The sequence below is a fragment of the Brevibacillus sp. YAE8 genome (assembly GCF_057543335.1).
This window is the reverse complement of sequence record NZ_BAAIYG010000002.1, coordinates 94672-116551: the sequence shown is the minus strand read 5'-3', so window position 1 is coordinate 116551 and position 21880 is coordinate 94672. Positions and strand designations below refer to the sequence as shown.

Here is a 21880-nt window from a genome sequence, read left to right as displayed (position 1 = left end):
ATGAAGCACATGAACGAGAAAGCTTGTCATGTCACGATTGTGGGCGGCGGCATCACTGGATTGACCGCTGCTTTTTACTTGCAAAGGGAGATCGAGGCGAAGCGCCTGCCGATCCGCTTTCAACTGATCGAGGAACAGGACCGTCTTGGCGGCAAAATCAAGACGTGGCGGCACGAAGGGTTCGTCATCGAGCTGGGCCCGGATTCCTTTTTGGAGCGGAAAACAAGCGCAGGCGAGCTGGCGGCTGACCTCGGGCTTGCCGATGAGCTGGTTCGCAACAGTACGGGGCAGGCGTACATCTGGCACAAGGATCGGCTGATGGCGATTCCGGAAGGGGCCGTGATGGGCGTGCCGACCAGGCTGATGCCTTTTGTGACGACCGACCTGATCTCCTGGCCGGGCAAAATTCGCGCAGCGCTTGATCTGATTTTGCCCGCTTCCAAAGGCAACGAAGACATTTCCGTAGGGGAGTTTTTTCGGCGCAGGCTCGGTGACGAGGTCATTGACAACCTGATTCAGCCGCTTTTGTCCGGCGTCTACTCCGGCGATCTCGACAACCTCAGCTTGCTCGCGAGCTTCCCGCAGTTCGCGCAAATGGAAAAGCAGCATCGCAGCCTGATTTTGGCGATGAAGCATTCCCGCCCGCAGGCGAAGGCGCAGGGCAAGCCAAAAGGCATTTTCCTGACGCTCGCGAACGGATTGCAGTCGCTCGTGGAAGGCATCGAAAAAAGCTTGCCTAGTGAAGTGTTGCAAAAAAACAGCGGGATAGCCAAGCTGGAAAAGCAGCCGAACGGCAAGTACACCCTCGTTTTGAAAAACGGCCAGGTGATCGAGACGGACGCTGTTTTGTTCACCGTGCCGCACGCGGTTTCGGAGCCTCTGCTCAGGCCGTACGCCAGCGTGCCTGCTCTGCCGACCGCCAAGCCGCACATGGTGGCGACGATTGCGATGGCATTTCCGGAGAGCGGGATCGAGCTGGGGATGGAAGGGACAGGCTTCATCGTGCCGCGGCACTCGGGCGCGACGATCACGGCGTGCACGTGGGCGCATCGCAAATGGCCGCACATGGCGCCGCCAAACAAAGCGCTCTTGCGCAGCTTTGTCGGGAGAGCGACAGAGCAATCGTTCATGCAGATGAGCGACGAGGAGATTTTGGAGGTCGTGCTGCGCGATTTGCGCAAGATCATGACGATTCGCCAGCAGCCCGAGTTTTACAGCGTGACGCGCCTGCAAAATGCGATTCCGTACGTAGTCGGCCATCAGGCGTGGGTGAAAGATGTGAAGCAGAAGTTGCAAACGAATTTGCCGGGGGTACTGGTGGCAGGCGCCTCCTACGACGGAGTGGGCGTGCCTGATTGTATCGCGCAAGGAAAAAAAGCCGTTTCGGAATTGATCGCATCTGTGCAACCGGGGAAATAACCCCGGTTTTTCCTTTTTTCGGTGCTAAACGGCTCGTCCTGTCCATATAGTATAGGGAAATGTCCTGCACTTGGTCGAGAAAAGGCGGGTTGCCTTGAGTATCGACCTTGGCGCAACAAGGCGTCGCCCAAAAAAAGCTTGGCGAAGCCAAGTTTTCGAAAAAGGAGGAGCACGAATGGCGTTACAGGATGGGCTGCTTTCGTTTGCCATCAAGGAGACCATTTTCCTCTCATCCGATAGAGCCGGAATCGGCGAATTGCAAGAGCTGGAATTGGTACCCGATGTAGAGGTTCTGGAAAACGACTCCTACGTCTCCATCACGGGCTGCTTGCAATTGGTAGGAAAATACGAACCGATCAGGGAAGCCGCAGAAGCGAACAGCGGCGGGACGGAAACGCTGGTTGAGGCCGTCACTTTTCCGCCATTTCGCCAGGAAGTGTCGGAGGAGGCGCTATACGGCTGGGAGGAACAGATCGGCCATCGCATACCGTTGAACATCACCATTCCGTTGGACCGGATCGCGGAAATCGGCGACATTTATGCCATCGTGGACAGCTTTGACTACAAGCTGGAATCCCCGCATCAAATGTTGATTGACGCCGACCTGAAGATCATGGGGATACTGCTCGGCGACAGTCAGGCACAGCCGGCTTCCGCCAACCAGGAGTCAGCGGAGGGGGCACAGGCCTGGGAGTATGCCCGTGTAGCGGACGAGACGCTGCAAGCGCACGCTGCGCCTTCTTCCCTGGACGAAATCGAGGAAAAGCTGAGCGCTTTGGAGGAGGAGCTGGAGCGGGAAGCATTGCCGGCGTCCTATGATTCGGCTGAATCGCCTTCCGTGTTCGACGCCCCTGCGATCGCCTACAACCAGCAGGAGGAGTACCAGCAGCAATACGGGGAAGTGCAGGAGCAGTACGGCGAGGTGCAGGAGGTGTCCAGGAGCGAATCGCAGCAGCCTTGGATCGCAAATCCGGCCGCCTACGGCTCAGATGCGCAGGCAGAGGCCCAGTATGATTCCCCGGCGTACGATGCGCTTGCCTATCGCGATATTCAGACGACAGAGCCTGTCAAAAGGCAGCCGGAAAAAGAAGAGCCGACTTTGGCGATTCACGAGCAGGACGATGTGGATTACGCTCAGGTCGCTACCGATCCAGCCGAGTCCGAGTCTCTCTACGAAGCGGAGCAGGTGCAGGAAGTGCATGCGGACGGCGAGGAAGAAGCGGCAGAGCCGGTAGTCGCGCAGCCGGAAGCGGTGGAGGAGACAGAGCTCAAGGTAGCCATCTCGGGCAAGGCATCCCGCGAAGAGCAGAGCAACGTCAACATTACGTCGATTTTCTCGCAGGCTACGCGCGCCAAGCAGGAAGCGCAGGCGATCGAGGCGGAATCCTCGTCCAGTTCCTCCCGGCAAAGCGCGTCCGTCAGCACCAGCCCGGCGACCGTGGAGGCGATGCAAAATCTCACTTCCTTTGTGCGGCGCAAGGAGGAGAGCACGAGCCAGTTGAAAATGTGCATCATCCAGCGCGACGAAACGCTGGAGCATATTTCCCAGAGATACCAACTGCCCGTTTCCAAAATCGTCGAAGTGAACAGGCTGGCTTCCGAGCAGGTTGTCGCGGGACAAATTTTGTACATCCCACAATAAAGGAGTGGGGGACCGTGGATAAGATCGATCTCTCCGAAGTGTGCCAGCATTATCGAGCGCGCGTGATCCGCATCACGCCGCTCGATGACTGCTATTTACTGGAGACTAACCGGGGCCCCAAGGAACTCCACGTCTGGCCGCGTGTGGATGTGATGCGCTGGTCGTTTGCCTGGCGCGAGCGATTGGCTCGTCAGGGGTTTCGCGCAGTGGAAAGGTTTATACGGACGCGAGACACCAAGCCGTTTCTGGTTGTGGGCAAGCGCGGTGTAACGATGACCGATCACGTCAGGCACATCGAAGCCTGCGAGCCTCGCGCCGAACTTGCCCGAAGCTGCGGCAGAGTCATCGGGATGATGCATCTGTCCCAGCAGGAGAGTCCGCTTCTCTCCGGCGCGGATTACTTGAAGCAGGAGCAGATCGCCGCCGACGCAAAGTGGACGCGGACCAAGGCTTTCGCCGAAGCGTTCCGCAGCAAGCACGGACGCGAGCCGGGAGAAAAAAGGTGGGTAGCCGAGCTGATGCAGCCGATGCTGCAGCGCATGGAGCGTTCCTCGGCCATGCTTTCGCATGAAAGCGTAGCGCCGGATACGGTCAGCGTGTCGCACCGGGAGTTGCAGCGGGACAATTGGGGCATGGTGAAGGGCGAGCTGTACTTGCGGGGCTTTTTCCGGCCAGCTTTGTCCGTGCAGCAGCGCGATGTGGCAAGCTTTTTGCGGGATCATTACTTGACGCACAAAGACATCGGCCAGATTGACGCCTTTTTGGACGGATACGAGGAGGTCAAGCCGCTCAGTTACGGAGACTATATTTTGCTGCTCGCCTTCATGGCTCGTCCGCGCGAGGTGTACAGAAGCATCGAAGCTTATACGAAGCGGGTTGCAGGCAAGGAAGAGGCTTCTGTCAAAGCGATTGAACAGGCTCTGCGCATCCAGGAGTCCGTCGACCAACTGCTGCAGCACATTGCCTACCGGGCAGAGCAATCGAGGAGGGAGGGAGTACATGAGCCGCTATGACGAGATCTACCCGTTGTTCCAGGAGTACGACATGTACGCGCAGAGCATCGAGCCGCTGAAGGAACCGAACGTGTACAAGGCGGCGACTCCCTATGGCTCCTACGTCTGCAAACGGTCCAATATGCCTGCCAAGCGGCTGGTTTTCGTAAGCGACATGCTGCGCCAGTTGCAGCAGCGCGGCTGGGACGGGGCGGTTCCGTTCACGTACACGAAGTTCGACGATCCGTTTGTTGCGCTCGGGGACTCGCTGTACTACGTGACGCCCTTTCAGCCGGGGAACGAGGAGTGGACCGAGCAGCCGCTGGCCTGGGCTACCCCGGCGATCGAGCGGCTCGCGGAGTTGCACCATCTGACGCAAAATTACCGCTTTGACGACCCGCGGCAGGTGGAGCCGCTGATCGACTCGCTATTAAACCGTTGGCAGTATTGGCAAAACCAGATGGAAAAAGCGGCGGAGGTAGCGGGAGGGCGGCAGTACCAGTCGCCGTTTGACCTGGTGTTTTTGGCCAACAAAGGGTTTATTACGGAGATGAGCCAGACGGCGACCGAGCTGTTGACGGACTGGAAGGAGCGGCACGAGACGCATGCGCATTTTCGCTTGTCGCTCATTCACGGCTATCCGCATCCGGCGCATATCGTGCCGGATCGCTTTGGCAAAGGAAAGCTGCTCAATTTTGACCGGGCCAGCTTCGATACGCCTGTGCGCGACCTCACACTGTTTTACCGGACGTATTTTCAACTGGCGGGAGATGAAGCAGGCGCCTCCCAGCTTTATCATCGCTACGCTGCCATCTTCCCGTTGCGGCCGGAAGAAATCGAGCTGTTGGCATCGTTTCTCTCGTACCCGGAACGGATCATGAGAGACATCGACATCTACTACCACAACCGCAGGGAGTGGAGCGAGCTGTACGCGGTGAAGCGCCTGGAAAAAGATATGGACCGCCTGATGCGTCTGCATCGCTGGGTCCAGCAAGCCTTTTAACGAGCAACGTCTCACAAGGTGGGGCGTTGCTTTTTGCATTTACAGCCACTCCAGGACGATGGCGACGTACAGCACGGCAAGCAGACCGAGCAGAATCACGTCAAACGAGGTGGGAAACAGGACGGTGCGGATGAACTGAAAAATCATCAAAGGGATCAGCACTTGTTTGCACCCGTATTTGATTCGCAGGTAGGTAGGGTTATACTTCCAGCGAAAATTCATCATCGGCATATCACCTCATTTCAACATATGCGAGGCTTCCTGGGACAGTGCCTATATTTCCTCGGACAAAGGCCGGTTTCGCCCGAGGCGTATTTTCTCTACGCCAGTTGTGACACAGGTTTGAGAATGGGAGGAAACGGGAACGTATAGGGCAGGAAGGCCAGGACGAACTTGTAAAGGTGAGCAGATGATCTGGAAAATAGCACTCTACTTGTCAGGAATAGGTGCAGGTGTGTACTTGATTCGCTTATCCTACGGCTTGCAACGGCAAGCGCAGAGAGGGTTTGACCTGTCTTTGCTGCACGGCATCGGGCTGGTGGCCTGGGGGATCGGCAGCTTGCTCGTGCTGTCTTTTGCCTGGTGGGGCCACGGGCTGGGGGTGCCGGTCTGTACAGGGACGTATCTCGCAGGGATCATCTCGCTTGTCTTTTTGCTGCAGACGCACAGACGCTTGCGCCAAAAGACGGAGAGCGAAGGCGCACACGTGGAGTCGCAGCTTTTGCTGGACTGGCAGAGGATCACGCGGCAGCATTCGGGGATGGTGCAGGTCATTCTGCTGGTCATAGCCGCGTCTTTGCTCGCGCTGCCCGAGATGCCGCTTTATGTTAAAGGGGGACTGGCGGTCGCCATAGCTTACATGAGTGTTCTTGCATACTTAAACAATCGGGACCATCACTATTTGATGACGGAGACATTGTCATCGGTGAGCACGCTCGAATCGAGGCTGACCCAGCAGCTCGCGCATTCCGAATGGATGAACCAGCAATTGTCGCTCGTCGGGAAACTGAAGCAAAGCTATGAGGGACTGTTGATTGCCAGCAACAAAATCAGCGTGAGCGACGTCCATTACGATAGCATTCACCAGTTGACCAGCGAGCTTGTCGACGCCTGGTTTGGCCAGATTCATACGCTCGTCTATTTGGGCATAAGCTGGGAGTCCGAGCAGGGGGATGTCTATTTTCACACCGAGCGCGGCAAAAGAGCCGATCGAGGTGCGGTCCAGTTTATCGAGGAGCGCATCGTCGTCTCGGAGCAATGGGACACGGCCAAAACGCCGCGCTACGTCAGGCTGGTGGCGCAAACCGCTATCGGCGAGCACGATATGGAGACAAAAGAGCTGGAGCAGTCCTTTTTTCAACTGCTGCTTGTGAACGTGAGAGGACTGATCTTGCGGTGTCTGCACGAACATCAGTCGACAGAGCTGAAGGAGCTGGAGCTGGGAATGGGCCTGGCCCGCCGAATCCAGTCGATGCTGATTCCAAAAGAGGAATGGCAAGTGAACGGCCTGCGCGCCAGGACGGTCTACGTGCCCGTCACCTACGTCGGGGGAGACTACATTGATTTTGTGCGCATCAATGAGCGCTACACCTGTTTTATCGTGGCAGACGTATCGGGACACGGCTTGCCCGCGAGCATCTGGGCGACGGGGATTCGGATTGCGGTTCGCGCCGTTTTGCAGACGAGCTGGTCACCCGATGAAATTTTGCAGCGGCTAAACCAGCTACTGTATGCCGATCTGGCGAAAACCCGCTCGTACATTACGATGCTTGTCGCGGTCTACGATGCGACCCGCCACGAGTTGCTGCTTGCCAGGGCGGGCCATCCGCAGCCGATCTATTTGTCCAGCACGCAAAAAAACGTCTTGCGCTGCCGGGGCGGGGTAGGACTAGGGCTTTTGTCCGATAGCACCTATCAACTGGAAGAAGTACCCTTATTAGAAGAAGGTATATTGCTACTATACACAGATGGATTGTTGGATACGGGAAGAAAAGACGTGCTGCGCAGCTCTCACGGCCTGCTCGAAGATCTTGCCGCCCTGCTGGACGAGCCAGGCAAAGAAGAGACGATGGAACGCGTCGAATCGTACCTGTGGGCGATGACGCGCCAAGGCCAGCAAACAGACGACATCTCCGTTTTGATTTTGCAGTTTCAATCCGGCTCTCATGCCGGACAACGAAGAAGTGAAACTCCTGCACTGATGGAGTACCCGAGCTGAAGCGCCCGTGAATAGGAGGATGAACGGTGATTCTGTGTGAACAGTGTCCGGACAATCCCGCTTGTCGCAACTGTCTTCTTGAGCTCCGTTCCGGCGGGTCTGCCCAAAAAGTGCTGCCGCCGCGCAAGGTGAAGGTGACGGAGCTTGCGACAATGGAAACAAGTCAAGCCCAATTGATAGCAGTCAGCCGGACAGCTATCGGCCTGCTTAGTCCGACCAAAAAGTTGCATGGACGCATGGAGGTCGAGCTCGCTTTCGATTTTCGCATTATCGGCAGCGGGCTGCAGGGAATCAACGGTGTTCCTTACTATGTCGTTGATATCGAGAAGGTTTTGCGCAAGGAAGAAGTGCTGGAACGGTTGCTTCTGGAAGAATTTCATACGTGGCATATGTGCAACGAGCTGAATCCTACAGACGTATTGCATAGTTATAAAGATCGGGATGACGAGCGAGGCCGTCTCATCAAGCAGGAGCTGCAGAAGCTGTCCATCCTGCGCCAGATCGAGACGATTTTCCTCTATCTGCTTGACGATGGCAAAGTGCGTCCGCTCGGCTCGAACCGTGCGGCCCCCGATGTCGAGGGGGAAATGCAGCGCCTGATTGGTGAGGCGACCGTCCACGGCAACTCGTTGCGGGAACAGATTGTCAGTCACGACGGGAAAAAAGTGTTTGAAATGTACGCGTCGATTTTGCCGGATCGCACCTGTGGGATCGCCCTGATTGACGTGACGGCTGCCATCGCGGAAGAACGCAGAAGAAAACGGCGCGAGTGGGAAATATACAGAGACATTCTCGGCGTGGTCACGGCAGGCAAGCTGCTGTTGCTAAGCGACGAGGAGCTGTTTTTTCTGCTGCGCGAGGGGCACAAATCGCTCGCGATGGACATTCAGGCGCCGGAGGATTTGGCTCTGCTCAGAAGGTCGTTCAAGCGCACGCTGGAGCCGCTGGGGTTTGTCGCCAAACGTTTTTTGCACTTTCTCGTCGCCGTCAACGAGGCGGCTTCGAACACGCTCAAGCACGGCAGCGGAGGAACGATCACGCTCTATATCGCCCACGATCAAGATTTGTGCCGGGTGGTCATCCACGACCAGGGCCAGGGCATTTTGCTCGAAGATTTGCCGCGGGCGACGTTGCAGCAAGGATTCTCGACGCGCAATTCGCTGGGAGCGGGCTTTCACGTCATGTTGCAATACTGTGACCGGATTTATTTGAGCAGCACGGCGGCTGGAACGAAGCTGATTTTGGAGTGTGCGCTGACAAGCTGATGAACATTGGAGAAAATACCAAATGTTTGCAAGTCGGGTGAAGCGGGTAACATGAGTGAGAGAGAACAAAATCAGCTACACCGATACCTATTGAGAGGAGTTTGAGCATGGACTACCGAGCAACAGAGACGAACGGACAGGCTACGCTGTTTTTCGCCGGAGAGCTGGACATGGCTGTGGGAGATCGAGTGGGTGAATTGCTCCAGCAGTACGGAGGGCGCAATCATTCCGTTACCGTCGATTTTCAAGGTGTATCCTTTGTAGATTCTTCCGGTATTGGAAGTCTGTATTTTACTACGAAAGAACTGCTTGCTTCTGGCAAACAGGTAGAGATTGTCAATGTCCGCGAAGAAATTTTGGATATTTTAAGCGTACTGGGCTTTACCGAGGCGCTGGGCATTACGGTGGGAAAAGTGGGCGAAACCGGGTTTGACGCGAAACAGCGTGATTGTATATAATAAGCAAAGGCAACGATACCACAATTACATATCGAATCAACGATGATCGGGAAGAGTAGGTCAGGAGCCCTTTGCAGAGAGGAGAATCAGATGCTGGAAGATTCTCTAAGGAGAGATGGACTGAAGGTCGCCCGGGAGTTGTTTTTGGTGAACACGATGTGTCTAGCCAAAAGCGGTTCGCAGCCGTTATCTTGTTTGAGGGAACATACGCTGGACTCTTCTTGCCGTATGTTAACAAAGGTGGTACCGCGAAATAATCCTTTCGTCCTTTGGATGAAGGGTTTTTTTATTTTTCCTAGAGGAGGAAGCCTACCCATGTCAACTCAGCCAACAACCGACATCGACCAATTGCTGCCGAAGAACTACGACCCGAAGGCAGCCGAAAGCAAATGGTATCCGTACTGGATCGAAAAGCAGTTTTTCAAGGCGGAACGCGACCCGGCGAAGCGTCCGTTCACTATCGTGATCCCGCCTCCGAACGTGACGGGCAAGCTGCACTTGGGCCATGCGCTCGATACGACGCTGCAAGACATCATCACCCGCGCAAAGCGGATGCAAGGCTACAGCACGCTGTTTTTGCCTGGGATGGACCACGCCGGGATCGCTACGCAAGCCCGCGTAGAAGCGACGCTGCGCGAAGAGGGCATCTCGCGTCACGACCTCGGCCGCGACAAGTTCATCGAAAAAGTATGGGAATGGAAGCACATTTACGCTTCGCACATCCGCGAGCAGTGGGAAAAGCTGGGTCTTGCGCTGGACTACTCCCGCGAGCGTTTTACGATGGATGAAGGCTTGTCCAAAGCTGTGCGCGAAGTATTCGTCCGCCTGTACGAAAAAGGGCTGATTTACCGCGGCAACCGCATCATCAACTGGGACCCGGCTGCCCGTACCGCCCTGTCTGATATCGAGGTCATTTACAAGGAAGTAAAAGGCGCCCTGCACCATATGCGCTATCCGCTCGCTGACGGCACAGGCTACATCGAAGTGGCGACGACCCGTCCGGAAACGATGCTGGGCGATACGGCTGTCGCTGTCCATCCGGAAGACGAGCGCTACAAGCACCTGATCGGAAAAACCGTCATTTTGCCGATTGTCGGTCGCGAAATCCCGATTGTCGCGGATACGTACGTCGATCCAGAGTTCGGCTCCGGCGCGGTAAAAATCACGCCTGCGCACGATCCGAACGACTTCGAGCTGGGACTGCGCCACCAACTGCCGCAAATCGTCGTCATGGACGAGACTGGCACGATGAACGAGCAGGCAGGCATCTACAAAGGGCTGGACCGTTTTGCCTGCCGCAAGCAAATCATCAAAGACCTGACAGAGCAAGGCGTCATGTTCAAAATCGAGGAGCACATCCACCAGGTAGGCCACAGCGAGCGCAGCGACGCCGTTGTAGAGCCGTATTTGTCCACCCAGTGGTTCGTGAAAATGCAGCCATTGGCTGACCTCGCGCTTGCCAACGCCAACAGCGAAGACAGCGTCAAATTCGTTCCGGAGCGCTTCAAGACCAACTACCTGCGCTGGATCGAGAACATTCGCGACTGGTGCATTTCCCGCCAGCTCTGGTGGGGCCACCGCATTCCCGCCTGGTACTGCCAGGAGTGCGGCGAGACCGTCGTATCCCGCGAAGATGTCACCGAATGTCCGAGCTGCCACAGCCACAAGCTGGAGCAGGACAACGACGTGCTCGATACCTGGTTCTCCTCTGGTCTGTGGCCGTTCTCCACGCTCGGCTGGCCGGAAGAGTCCGAGGACATGAAGTATTTCTATCCGACCAACGTCCTCGTAACCGGCTACGACATCATTTTCTTCTGGGTAGCGCGCATGATGTTCTCCGGTCTTGAGTTCACCGGAAAAAGCCCGTTTGAATCCGTGCTGATTCACGGCATTATCCGCGACTCCGAAGGCCGCAAAATGTCCAAGTCGCTCGGAAACGGCGTCGATCCGATGGAAGTGATCGAAAAATACGGCGCGGATGCCCTGCGCTTCACGCTGGCGACAGGCAACTCGCCAGGGAACGACCAGCGCTTTTACTGGGAAAAAGTCGAGGCGAACCGCAACTTCGCCAACAAGATTTGGAACGCCTCCCGCTTTGCCCTGATGAACCTGAGCGGATTTACGTACGACGACATTGATCTTAGCGGCGAGCTGTCGACGCCAGACAAGTGGATTCTCTCCCGTCTGCAAGCGACCATCGCTGACGTGACGCGCCTGTCCGACGCATTTGAGTTTGGCGAAGCGGGCCGCGTGCTGTACAACTTCATTTGGGATGACCTGTGCGACTGGTACATCGAGATGGCGAAGCTGCCGCTGTACGGCAGTGACGAAGCAGCGAAAAAGACGACGCAATCCGTGCTCGTGACGGTGCTCGACCAAACGCTCAAGCTGCTCCATCCGTTTATGCCGTTCATCACCGAGGAAATTTGGCAGGCGCTGCCGCACCAAGGCGAGAGCATTACCGTAGCACCTTGGCCGACGGTGAACGAACAATGGATTTTCACCGAGGCGGAGAGCGAGATGACCATGCTGATGGAAATTATCCGCAGCGTGCGCAACATTCGTGCGGAAGTAAACGTGCCGATGTCCAAAAAAATCGAGCTGTTGATTAAGCCAAGCGATGCGACCTCTGCGGCTCGTCTGGCGCGCGGCGAAGAGTACATCGCCCGTTTCTGCAATCCGGAGACGCTCACGATCAGCGCGGAGCTGGCGATCCCGGAAAAGGCGATGTCTGCGGTTGTGACAGGAGCGGAGCTGTTCTTGCCGCTGGCTGGCCTGATCGACATCGAGCAAGAGCTGAAGCGACTGGAAAAAGAACTGGCTACTTTGCACGGCGAAGTGGAGCGGATCGAGAAAAAGCTGAACAACGCCGGCTTTATGGCCAAGGCACCGGAAAAAGTCGTGGAAGAAGAAAAAGCGAAAATGGCTGACTACATGGAAAAACGGGATAAGGTCATCGCTCGCCTTGCCGAACTGAAGGGCGAATGATCCGCCGTACCAACGCATATTTTTGAGAATGGAGCATTTTGGTATGCATGCTGAAGCACAATTTGTTGAATACAAAGAAGCGCTCGACTGGCTGCATGGACTGCTTCGCTTCGGTCAGCGGCCGGGGCTTGAGAGAATGCAGTGGGTACTTGAGCAACTGGACCATCCGGAACGGAGAATCCCGTTCATCCATGTGGCAGGCACCAATGGAAAAGGCTCGACGTGCGCGTTCCTGACGCAAATGCTGATGGAGGCCGGCTACAGTGTCGGCACGTTCACCTCGCCTTATCTGGTAGATTTTCGCGAGCGCATTCGCTACAACGGGAGCATGATTGAGGAAGCCGATCTGCTCCGGCTGGTGAATGAAGTCAAGGTCTTGATCGAGCGCTGCGAGCGCGAGACGGAATTTGGCTCGCCTACAGAGTTTGAAGTCATCACGCTGATCGCCATTCTTTATTTTTCGAGAGTGGCGAGACCGGCTGTCGTCGTCTGGGAGACGGGGCTGGGAGGACGGCTGGACTCGACGAATGTCGTGCTGCCGCTTGTCTCCGTTATCACAAATATTGGCATGGACCATACACAGGTGTTGGGCGATACCTTGGAGGAGATTGCCCGCGAAAAAGCTGGCATCATCAAGCCGGGCGTACCTGTCGTCACGGGCGAGACCCGACCGGAAATACTCGCCGTGCTCAAGGAGCGGGCTGCTGAGACGAAAAGCACCGTGTACAGCTTGCAGGAGCATTTCTTTGCCGAACAGGTAGAAGAAGAGCTGGGGCAGCAGCGGATTCGCTACAGCAGCATCCATCGGCGCCATGAAGCTACCTATCGCTTGACCATGAACGGTATTCATCAAACGGCAAATGCAGCGGTCGCGTTGATGACCATTGATGTCTTGCGCAACTATTTCTCTTTCCTGCTGGAGGAAGAAGAAATATCCCGTGGTTTGCAACAAACACGCTGGCCTGGTCGTCTAGAAGTCGTCTCGCCAAGACCGCTTGTGATCTTGGACGGGGCACACAACCAGGAGGGAATGGAAGCACTCGCCAATAGCCTGGAGCGGCTTTTGCCGAACGATGCAGGGCTGCACCTGCTGTTTTCCGGCTTGGCTGATAAGCCGCTTTCCGAGATGGCAAAAGCGCTGGCGCCCGTAAAGGCGAAAATCAAGTCGCTGAACGTGACGGAATTTGACTTTCCGCGTGCAGCAGCGGCAAGTACGCTGCGCGATGCGTTTTTGCAAGGCGGATGGGCGGAGGAAAACCTCGAAGCCGTCCCGGACTGGCGAGCGTTTCTCCTTTCTTGGATGCGGGAGAAGCAATCGGCGAAAGCGGATGACTGGTTGGTCGTCTGCGGTTCGCTCTACTTCATCGCCCAAGTGCGCGCATTCTTTCCCACTACAGTAGAAGAGGCAGGTGAATAGGGTGGATCAGGCTAGGCACGTCCACTTTGTGGGCATCGGCGGATATGGCATGAGTGCCATTGCCCGCGTCTTGATCGACCTTGGATACAAGGTAACCGGCTCCGACGTCGCCATGAACGAATTGGCGAAGAAGCTGGAAGCGAGAGGGGCGGTCGTTCATATCGGCCATAATGCTGCCCACGTGGAGGGAGCAGACATCATTGTTTACTCTACCAGCATCCCCAAGGACAATCCGGAGGTAGTCGCAGCAGAAGCGAAGGGAATCCCGGTCATGCACCGTTCCCAAATGCTCGCCCGCATCTTGAACGAACGAACAGGTGTAGCCGTTGCCGGAGCACACGGCAAAACGACCACGACCTCCATGATTTCGCACGTACTGGAGGAGTGCGGGGTAGACCCGACCTTCATCATTGGCGGAGAGCTGATGAATGCAGGGACAAACGCCAAGGCAGGGACGAGTGATTTTGTCATTGCCGAAGCGGACGAGAGCGACGGTTCCTTTTTGGAATACAGACCGATGTACGAAATCGTGACCAGCATCGAGCCGGACCATCTGGAGCATTTCGACGGCGATTTCAACAATTTGAAACAGGCGTACGTCCAGTTTTTGAGCCATCTGAAGCCGGGCGGCAAAGCGATTTTGTGCATAGATGACTCGCACGTTCGCGAAGTGATGCCGTCTGTCGCAGGCACGGTAGTAACGTATGCGATCGATCCGGCTTTTGTGTCGCAGGCCGAGTTTCGCGCCGTGTCGATCGAGTGCGGAGATCGGCGCAGCACATGCCAGGTGTATCATGGAGAAAAACTGCTCGGGACGCTCGCGCTGACGGTTCCGGGCAAGCACAATATTGCCAATGCGCTGGCGGCGATCATCGTCTGCCTGGATGCAGGGCTGTCGTTTGAACAGATTGCCGAGGCACTGACTTCGTTTCGGGGAGCGAAGCGCAGATTCCAGATCATCGGAGAGGCGCGCGACATTCTCGTGGTGGACGATTACGCCCACCATCCGACAGAGATCATTGCGACGTTGAACGGAGCCAAGGCGTCCGGCCGACGGGTCATCGCTGTCTTCCAGCCGCAGCGCTACACGCGGACGTATTTCCTGATGGATGAGTTCAGCCGTGCTTTTTCACAGGCCGACGAAGTCATCGTTACGGATATTTACTCCCCGGCTGGCGAAGCCAAAATCGAAGGGGTAAGCTCTGAGGTGCTGGTTCAAAAAATCCGCACCAACAGCCACCCGCGGGCGCAGTACATCCCGACGAAGGAGCAGATGCAGGAGCAGTTGGTCAAGGAATTGCAAGCTGGCGACCTGGTGCTGACCATGGGCGCGGGAGACATTTGGAAGTCCGCCTATTGGCTGGCAGAAAAGCTGGAAAAATAACAGCAGCACGAGTGCTGCAAAGAAGAAAGACTTGGTTCGGAAGCGGAGCCAAGTCTTTTTTCATACAGATAAGAATTTATAAGATTCTTATCCAGTATAAGTGCAACTAAGGCTGCGCCAAAGGCTTGGCGCAGCCAAGTTTTCTAATGCGCAAAAGCATAAATTAGTACCAGGTATTAATATCTAGTGTTATAATGTAGTCACAAACAAGCAGAGGTGATGATTCGATATGATGAACGCAAATGCTATTCCTTCCCGAATAACGGCGATCGGCACCTACGTGCCAAGCGGTGTGCTTCGCAATGCCGATCTGGAAAAGATGGTGGAGACGTCCGACGAATGGATTTTGCAGCGAACGGGCATCCACGAGCGGCGCATTGCAGCAAAAGATGAGTTTACAAGCGATTTGGCGATTGCGGCCGTAGAGAACATGGCCGCTGTCTATGGCAAAAACCTCACAGACGTCGACTTGATCCTCGTGGCCACGAGCACGCCGGATTTTCCGTTTCCGAGCGTCGCCAGCCAAATCCAGGCTCATTTCGGCATCGCGCAGGCGGGCGCCATGGATCTTTCCGCCACATGTGCCGGGTTTACGTACGCGCTGCACACCGCGAACGCGATGATCGCCTCCGGGCTGCACCGCAAAGTGCTGGTGGTGGCAGCCGAAACGCTTTCCAAGGTGACCGACTACACCGACCGCACGACCTGCATCCTGTTTGGCGATGGAGCGGGTGCAGTGCTGGTGGAAGCCGACCCGGACGCTCCCGGTTTTCACGCTGCCTATTTAGGCTCGAAGGGAGACGGCGGCATTCACGTCTACCGCTCGGGGCTGTCGACGAGCATGGATGGCAGAGAGCTTGCGGGGAATGGCTACATCGTGCAAAACGGCAGAGAAGTGTACAAGTGGGCGGTTACGACGGTGCCGACAGGCATGCAGGAGGTCGCAAGCCGCGCAGGCATTGCGCTCGATGAGGTGGATTGGTTCATCCCGCACAGCGCCAATTTGCGCATGATCGAGTCGATTTGCGAGCGCAGCGGCTTTCCACTTGAGAAGACGTTGTACAGCTTGGCCTACTACGGCAACACATCGGCCGCTACGATCCCGCTTGCGCTCGGGCTGGGCATCGAGCAAGGCAAGGTAAAGGCGGGGGACAAAATTTTACTCTACGGCTTCGGCGGGGGACTCGTTCACGCCGGGCTGCTTTTGACCTGGCAGCCGTAAGCTTTGGCGAAAAAGCTTCGCCGCTGTGCTAGAGAATTTGCTAGATTTGCTAGATCGCAGTCATAACCCGTCCCGCCCAGACGTAAGCTAGTACAAAGAGCCTGCAAGCTGGGAGGGCATGAGCGTGAACGGAGAAAAGAAAAATCATGTAACAGTCAAGATGAACGGCAGATTTTGGGACGAAAAGCGCGAGACCATCAAGCAAGAAGCGAGTGTGAAGCGTACCCCCAAAGACGACACGCCACGGGTAAAAATTCAGGGGCCACCTATCCCTTTTCACGGCACGCTTCCGCCGAAAAAGGAAAACGACGCCTGGGAACGCATGATGCAACTGAGAGGGGCCGCGCAGCGGGAGACGAGCAGAGAGCCGGGGCCGATCCTCGATGATTCGCCCGAACTGGAAGAGACGCAAGAGCAGGAGGAACTTCTGGGAGCTTACAGCAGCTCCGGCAAAAATCCCGCAAAGCGCTTCCTCGCTTTTTGGCCGAAAACTCCCATCTGGCGGACCGTGCTGACGACAGGGGGAGCAGTAGCGATCGGGTTGTTGTTCGGCTTTTTGGTGCTGTCGGTTTTCACGCAGGAGGAATTTTCGCAATCGTATGGATCAGTTTTAAGCGAGACCGTGCAGACGTTGACGGCACAAGAGGCAAAAGGCGGGCAGGCAGGAGGCCAGGAGGCGCTGGCTGGCCCCGGTTCGTCCGAGGCAGGAGCAGGAACTGCAGCCGGCAATACCGCTTCTGGCGAGCAGCAAAACGTCTCGCTGCAAGTGCCGCAGATCAGCATGTTCGTCGCCCAGGCAGGCGTGTTTCAGCCGGACGCGTCTCCACAGTCTGCGGTAGAGCCGCTGGCGAAAGCGGGAATCCCGCACCTTTTGTACAAGGATGGCAGCAAGCAGTATATGTTTGCCGCTGCCGCGCCTACGCGAGATGCCGTGCTGGGCTTTGCCGCCAGCTTGAAAAACAAGGGGATGGACGTGTACGTCAAGGAGTTTGCCTTCCCGGCCTTCCAGGGAGCGGTTCCGGTGAGCAAACCGGCTGCCGCCACGGAAGGGCCGAACGTGCAGCAGTTTTTTGACAATGGCGTGAAGCTGGCGCAGGCGCTCTCTGCCCAATCCGGCCTGATTATCACATCGGGACAGCTTTCTGCCTCGGCGCAGGAGACGGCCGACCTGAAGGAATGGCATCGCCAATTTTTGGAGGAAAGCCGCTTGATTCAGGTGCAGGATGCGTGGAAGCCGCTGTTCGAAGGGATGGTCAACGGGATCAATCAGGCGCTGGCCGCCCGCGACAAGATGGCGGAAGCAAGCGCCGGAAAAAAAGGGGAAAGCGCCGAATCGTACGCGTGGCAAGTACAGGCGGGCGTGCTCGGATATTTGGAGAGCTACGCGAGCTGGGTGCAGTTGGCGCGCTAAAGACAAATAAGCGAGCGCTGATAAGGCTTCCGCAAGTTTTCTTGCAGGAGGCCTTTTCTTTTTATACAGTAACTAGCAAGAGCAAACAGGGATTGTTTCACCCCCTTCCATTTGCTAAACTTATGGTTGGCAAAAAGAGAATCCCTTCGTAAAAGGGAGTTGGGAAAAGGAATGGGGAAAGAAACGCTTACACTCGTGTTTCTACTGGTGAGTGGCCTTTTGTGCGGGAGCATCGTCGGGGAAATTCTCGGTCCCTGGGTGCCTTTTCTGACCGAAAGCAAAACGATTACATGGTCACCTGCGGCAGATTTAGAAATTTTGAAGTACGACCTGAACTTTCAGGTAAAACTAAATCTAGCCAGTATCGGGGGGCTTGCCCTCGCGTTTTGGATACATCGACGGATAAAGTAGGTTGAAAAATGACGACAGAAAAACATGATACGCTCATTCTTGCTTCATCATCGCCCCGCCGAAGAGAACTGCTGCAGGCGCTGGGCATTCCGTTTACGGTGATGACCAGCGATGTGGACGAGACGACTGCGCCTGGCTTGTCTCCTGCGCAAGTGGTAGAGGAGCTGTCCTTGCGCAAGGCTAAGGAAGTAGTCGCCCGCCTGACAGAAGGCGTCGTGCTCGGTTCAGACACGATTGTCGTTCTGGATGGACATATTTTGGGCAAGCCGGCAGACGAAGCGGACGCGTTTCGCATGCTGTCCATGCTCCAGGGGCGAGAGCATACCGTCTATAGCGGCGTGGCCCTGATTGATGCAGCGACTGGGCGCTCAGAAGTGGCGCACAGCCACACCGATGTGAAAATTCGCCCGTTGAGCGAAGCAGAGATCAAGTCGTACATTGCAACGAAAGAGCCGATGGACAAAGCGGGTTCTTATGCGATTCAAGGGATTGGAGCGACGATCGTGGAAGGGATAACCGGAGATTACTTTACGGTTGTCGGGCTTCCGCTTTGCTTGACCTCCAAGCTGCTCGCGCGTTTCGGGATGCCGATTTTGTAGGAAAGCTGTGCTTGTGTGCAAGTGACAACGGCCAACCACCTCACGACCTTCTTCTAGTCAGCCGTTGACGATAATGAGATAGGTGGGAGGCGGCGAAAAATGGCAGTAAATACCTGTAACAAAACAGACGGCAAAAACGTCCCTTACTATGACCGTCCACGTGAACGACTGCTTCGCGAAGGAGCGGTCCATCTGTCTGATACAGAGCTTCTTGCCATTTTACTGAGGACAGGCAGTGAGCAGGAGTCAGCCTATCAGTTGGCTCAGCGCTTGTTAGCCAAATTTGGCGACCTGCGTGGATTGGCGCAAGCCTCTCATGCTGAGCTGAGGGAACTGAAAGGGATCGGCCCGGTAAAAGCAGTGGAACTGCATGCCGCCTTTGAACTCGGGCGCAGAATGGTCGGCGTACCGCGGCAAAGCCGCACCTCCATCCGTCTGCCCCGCGATGTGGCTGACTTGATGTCGCCTGAGCTTGCTCATTTGACACAGGAGCACTTTGTCTGCCTTTTTCTAAATACCAAGAACCACGTGATTGGCAAGCAGACTATTTTTGTAGGCAGTCTGGACGCTTCCATCGTGCACCCTAGAGAAGTCTTTAAAGAAGCGATCCGTCGTAGCAGTGCATCGGTAATTTGCCTACATAACCATCCAAGTGGGGATCCGACACCTAGCAGGGAAGATATCGCGATCACGCATACGCTGCGTGAAGCGGGGGAACTGGTAGGGATTTCATTGTTGGATCATGTGATTATCGGGGATGGCAGGTACGTCAGCTTGAAAGAGCAAGGGTACTTGTAGGATGTAACATTGCTTGTCATTTGTATATTATTGGAAGGAGTTTTTTTATGTTTGGTGGATTTACACGTGACTTGGGGATTGACCTCGGCACTGCCAATACACTTGTTTTCGTTAAGGGAAAAGGAATTGTAGTGCGTGAACCTTCTGTAGTAGCCATTCGTACCAACAACAATTCCATTGAAGCGGTAGGGAATGCGGCAAAGAGTATGATCGGCCGCACGCCTGGCAACATCGTCGCCGTTCGTCCGATGAAGGACGGGGTTATTGCGGATTTTGACACGACTGCAACGATGATGCGCTATTTCATCAATCAGGCCCAGAAAAACCAGGGTCTGTTCAGCCGTCGCCCGAACGTGATGGTCTGTGTGCCATCGGGAATTACCGCTGTCGAAAAGCGCGCTGTTGAAGACGCGACGAAGCAGGCTGGCGCGCGCGAGGCTTACACGATTGAGGAGCCGTTTGCAGCAGCGATCGGAGCCGATCTGCCTGTATGGGAGCCGACCGGAAGCATGGTCGTCGACATCGGCGGCGGTACGACAGAAGTGGCGATCATTTCTTTGGGCGGGATTGTTACCTCCCGTTCCATTCGCGTGGCCGGGGATGAGATGGATGAAGCGATCATCCAGTACATCAAGCGCCGCTACAATCTGATGATCGGGGAACGGACAGCGGAAACGTTGAAGCTGGAGATTGGTTCTGCTATCGCGCCAGAGGAACCGGAAAACGTGGATATTCGCGGCCGCGACCTCGTGACTGGCTTGCCAAAAACACTCTCGGTCAGCAGCACGGAAATCGCAGAAGCATTGGCAGAAACAGTCGCTGCCATTATTGAAGCTGTGAAGGTGACCTTGGAGAAGAGTCCGCCGGAGCTTGCCGCAGACATTATGGATCGCGGGATCGTGTTGACAGGCGGGGGAGCGCTGCTGCGCAATATCGACCGTCTGCTCAGCAAGGAAACAGGTATGCCCGTGCATGTTGCGGAAAATGCGCTGGATTGCGTAGCGATCGGGACAGGCCGGGCTTTGGAGAATATCCACCTGTTCAAATCGAAACAAGGCATCACCTCTTCCCGACAAAAACGGGGTAAATAAACGGAGGGTAGGGCATGTCGTTTTTCGGGAATAAGCGGCTTATTATCGTACTTGTAGGCTTGGTCCTGCTAATCTCCGTCGTGGGCTACACTTCCCGTGAACGGGTTAACCTGACCTGGCCAGAAATGTTTTTCAAAGATACGTTCAGCGTGGTGCAGGGCTTGTTTTATCGCCCTGCCCAAGCTGTTTCTGGCTTTTTTCGGGAAATAGAAGACGCGTACAGCGTCTACGAAGAAAACAAGGCCCTCAAGGCAGGGCTGGACCAGTATGCCCGGCTGACGGCAGAACTCCACGACCTCAAGGCAGAGAATGAGCGGCTGAGAAAAGAGCTGGATGCGAAAAACAGGCTCAAGTCGTCGTACAGCCTCCGTTTTGCGGAAGTCGTGGCGCGCAATCCCGATACGTGGAACAACGTCATTACCATCGATCTGGGGCTGAAGAGCGGAATTAAAAAAGATATGGCGGTCATTACGGCAAAAGGGATGATCGGGCGTGTACAGAGTGTTGCCAACTTTTCAGCTACGGTTGAATTGTTGACCAGCTATGAACGGCGCGACCACATTTCCGCCGATATCCAGGCCACGCAGATGGTCGACGGCAAGCCGGTCTATGAGCCAATCAGCGGCGTCATCGAGGAATACGATCCGCAGGAGCGATTGCTCGTCATGCGCAAAATCCCGTGGGGCAAAAAAATTGAACCGAAGCAACAGGTCATTACCTCCGGCCGGGGTGGAGTGGTTCCGCGAAATCTGCCGATCGGCTACATTGTCCGGGTCGTGCCGGACGACTACGGGTTGACGCAAACGGCTTACATACAGCCGAGCGCAGACTTTTCGCAATTGAGCGAAGTGATGGTGGTAGAGCGCGACTTTACCATTTCGCCTAACGGTGAGCTGATACCAAAGCAGGCGGCTGGACAAGTGCAGCCGCCTGCGACGGGAGGCAAAGCGGCAACGCCCAATTCGACGGGGACTTCCTCCGCAACTACTGGCGGAGGTGGTCAATAGATGGCGCGTTTTTTATTGACGCTTGGTGTCGTGGTCTTGTTTGTTCTGGAAGGGACAGTCATGCAGGTCCTCTCACCTGATTTATGGGGACTGTCATGGATGACAGTCCCTCGCTTCGCGCTCGTATGCTGTATCTTCATTTCCATGTATCTCGGGAGGCGGGAAGGGCTGTACTACGGGCTTGCGTTCGGCTTTTTGCAGGATGTCCTGTTCGGGCAGGTGATCGGCATTTACACCATGTCCATGATGGTAGCCAGCTATTTTGCCGGTTTGATCGTGCTGTTGTTCCAGCGCGGGATCGGCATGGTCTTTGTGACGAGCTTCTTGATCCTGTTCGGGCACGAATGGCTCTTGTACTCCTTGTACCGTCTGTTCTCGGTCGCTCCCTATGATGTGCAATGGATTCTCACCCGTCAAATTTTGCCCACAGTATTGCTGAACCTCGTCTTCGGCCTGATTGTGTACATACCGATCAAAAACGGCTGCAACAAGGTGCTCGCCAAAAAGGAAATGCACGTGGAGTAACAAGGAGACAGGGGATGTTACCCGGAAAGG

General features: G+C 55.7%; 19 protein-coding genes and 1 other annotated feature. Of the genes, 18 read left to right on the top strand and 1 reads right to left on the bottom strand.

The window, feature by feature from the left end:
• The first annotated feature begins 9 nt into the window (after positions 1 to 9).
• The 4 genes from hemY to AC27IT_RS03475 all read left to right on the top strand — a co-directional run bounded on the left by hemY (position 10) and on the right by AC27IT_RS03475 (position 5056).
• Entirely contained in the window at positions 10 to 1419 is a 1410-nt protein-coding gene (gene hemY / locus AC27IT_RS03490; RefSeq protein WP_487091592.1) for a protoporphyrinogen oxidase, read from the top strand.
• Between the two features lie 175 nt (positions 1420 to 1594).
• Positions 1595 to 3061 (top strand): LysM peptidoglycan-binding domain-containing protein, encoded by a 1467-nt coding sequence (locus tag AC27IT_RS03485; RefSeq protein WP_487091591.1) that lies wholly within the window; start codon positions 1595 to 1597, stop codon positions 3059 to 3061.
• 14 nt (positions 3062 to 3075) lie between these two features.
• Positions 3076 to 4074: a hypothetical protein gene (locus AC27IT_RS03480; protein WP_005826512.1), complete on the top strand. Its 999-nt coding sequence runs from the start codon at positions 3076 to 3078 to the stop codon at positions 4072 to 4074.
• On the top strand, positions 4061 to 5056 hold the full coding sequence (locus tag AC27IT_RS03475) for a protein kinase family protein (protein ID WP_122952969.1): 996 nt from the start codon (positions 4061 to 4063) through the stop codon (positions 5054 to 5056). The genes AC27IT_RS03480 and AC27IT_RS03475 overlap by 14 nt, the downstream gene beginning before the upstream one ends.
• A gap of 39 nt (positions 5057 to 5095) precedes the next feature.
• On the opposite strand, the gene AC27IT_RS03470 is transcribed toward AC27IT_RS03475, so the two are convergent.
• Positions 5096 to 5281: a hypothetical protein gene (locus tag AC27IT_RS03470; RefSeq protein WP_025847019.1), complete on the bottom strand. Its 186-nt coding sequence runs from the start codon at positions 5279 to 5281 to the stop codon at positions 5096 to 5098.
• A 184-nt stretch (positions 5282 to 5465) separates the two neighbouring features.
• Between AC27IT_RS03470 and AC27IT_RS03465 the strand changes: the two genes are divergently transcribed.
• From AC27IT_RS03465 to mreD, 14 genes are all read left to right on the top strand, one after another.
• Positions 5466 to 7274: a PP2C family protein-serine/threonine phosphatase gene (locus tag AC27IT_RS03465; protein WP_007782445.1), complete on the top strand. Its 1809-nt coding sequence runs from the start codon at positions 5466 to 5468 to the stop codon at positions 7272 to 7274.
• Between the two features lie 26 nt (positions 7275 to 7300).
• On the top strand, positions 7301 to 8539 hold the full coding sequence (locus tag AC27IT_RS03460; protein ID WP_005826500.1) for an ATP-binding protein: 1239 nt from the start codon (positions 7301 to 7303) through the stop codon (positions 8537 to 8539).
• 107 nt (positions 8540 to 8646) lie between these two features.
• On the top strand, positions 8647 to 8997 hold the full coding sequence (locus AC27IT_RS03455) for an STAS domain-containing protein (protein ID WP_005826498.1): 351 nt from the start codon (positions 8647 to 8649) through the stop codon (positions 8995 to 8997).
• Between the two features lie 33 nt (positions 8998 to 9030).
• Positions 9031 to 9270: a binding site (T-box leader), on the top strand.
• A gap of 42 nt (positions 9271 to 9312) precedes the next feature.
• Positions 9313 to 11985: a valine--tRNA ligase gene (locus AC27IT_RS03450; protein ID WP_025847029.1), complete on the top strand. Its 2673-nt coding sequence runs from the start codon at positions 9313 to 9315 to the stop codon at positions 11983 to 11985.
• Positions 11986 to 12028: 43 nt separating this feature from the next.
• A complete protein-coding gene (locus AC27IT_RS03445) occupies positions 12029 to 13402 on the top strand; it encodes a bifunctional folylpolyglutamate synthase/dihydrofolate synthase (RefSeq protein ID WP_005826495.1) in 1374 nt (457 codons plus the stop codon).
• A gap of 1 nt (position 13403) precedes the next feature.
• Positions 13404 to 14786 carry a UDP-N-acetylmuramate--L-alanine ligase gene (murC, locus tag AC27IT_RS03440; RefSeq protein ID WP_005826492.1) on the top strand — a complete coding sequence of 461 codons (1383 nt, stop codon included), beginning with the start codon at positions 13404 to 13406 and terminating at the stop codon, positions 14784 to 14786.
• A gap of 229 nt (positions 14787 to 15015) precedes the next feature.
• Positions 15016 to 16008, top strand: a complete 993-nt coding sequence (locus tag AC27IT_RS03435) for a beta-ketoacyl-ACP synthase 3 (protein WP_487091590.1) — start codon at positions 15016 to 15018, stop codon at positions 16006 to 16008.
• Positions 16009 to 16126: 118 nt separating this feature from the next.
• Positions 16127 to 17419: a hypothetical protein gene (locus AC27IT_RS03430; RefSeq protein ID WP_005832346.1), complete on the top strand. Its 1293-nt coding sequence runs from the start codon at positions 16127 to 16129 to the stop codon at positions 17417 to 17419.
• A gap of 171 nt (positions 17420 to 17590) precedes the next feature.
• The gene (locus tag AC27IT_RS03425) at positions 17591 to 17830 is read left to right on the top strand and encodes a DUF4321 domain-containing protein (protein WP_487091589.1); all 240 of its coding nucleotides are present in this window, start codon (positions 17591 to 17593) and stop codon (positions 17828 to 17830) included.
• Positions 17831 to 17838: 8 nt separating this feature from the next.
• Entirely contained in the window at positions 17839 to 18429 is a 591-nt protein-coding gene (locus AC27IT_RS03420) for a Maf family protein (protein ID WP_487091588.1), read from the top strand.
• Positions 18430 to 18528: 99 nt separating this feature from the next.
• Entirely contained in the window at positions 18529 to 19227 is a 699-nt protein-coding gene (gene radC / locus AC27IT_RS03415) for a RadC family protein (protein ID WP_025847035.1), read from the top strand.
• A gap of 47 nt (positions 19228 to 19274) precedes the next feature.
• Positions 19275 to 20318 (top strand): rod shape-determining protein, encoded by a 1044-nt coding sequence (locus AC27IT_RS03410; RefSeq protein ID WP_005832354.1) that lies wholly within the window; start codon positions 19275 to 19277, stop codon positions 20316 to 20318.
• Positions 20319 to 20332: 14 nt separating this feature from the next.
• Positions 20333 to 21325, top strand: a complete 993-nt coding sequence (gene mreC / locus AC27IT_RS03405; RefSeq protein WP_221843244.1) for a rod shape-determining protein MreC — start codon at positions 20333 to 20335, stop codon at positions 21323 to 21325.
• Positions 21326 to 21850 carry a rod shape-determining protein MreD gene (gene mreD, locus AC27IT_RS03400; RefSeq protein ID WP_283859009.1) on the top strand — a complete coding sequence of 175 codons (525 nt, stop codon included), beginning with the start codon at positions 21326 to 21328 and terminating at the stop codon, positions 21848 to 21850.
• Positions 21851 to 21880: the final 30 nt, after the last annotated feature.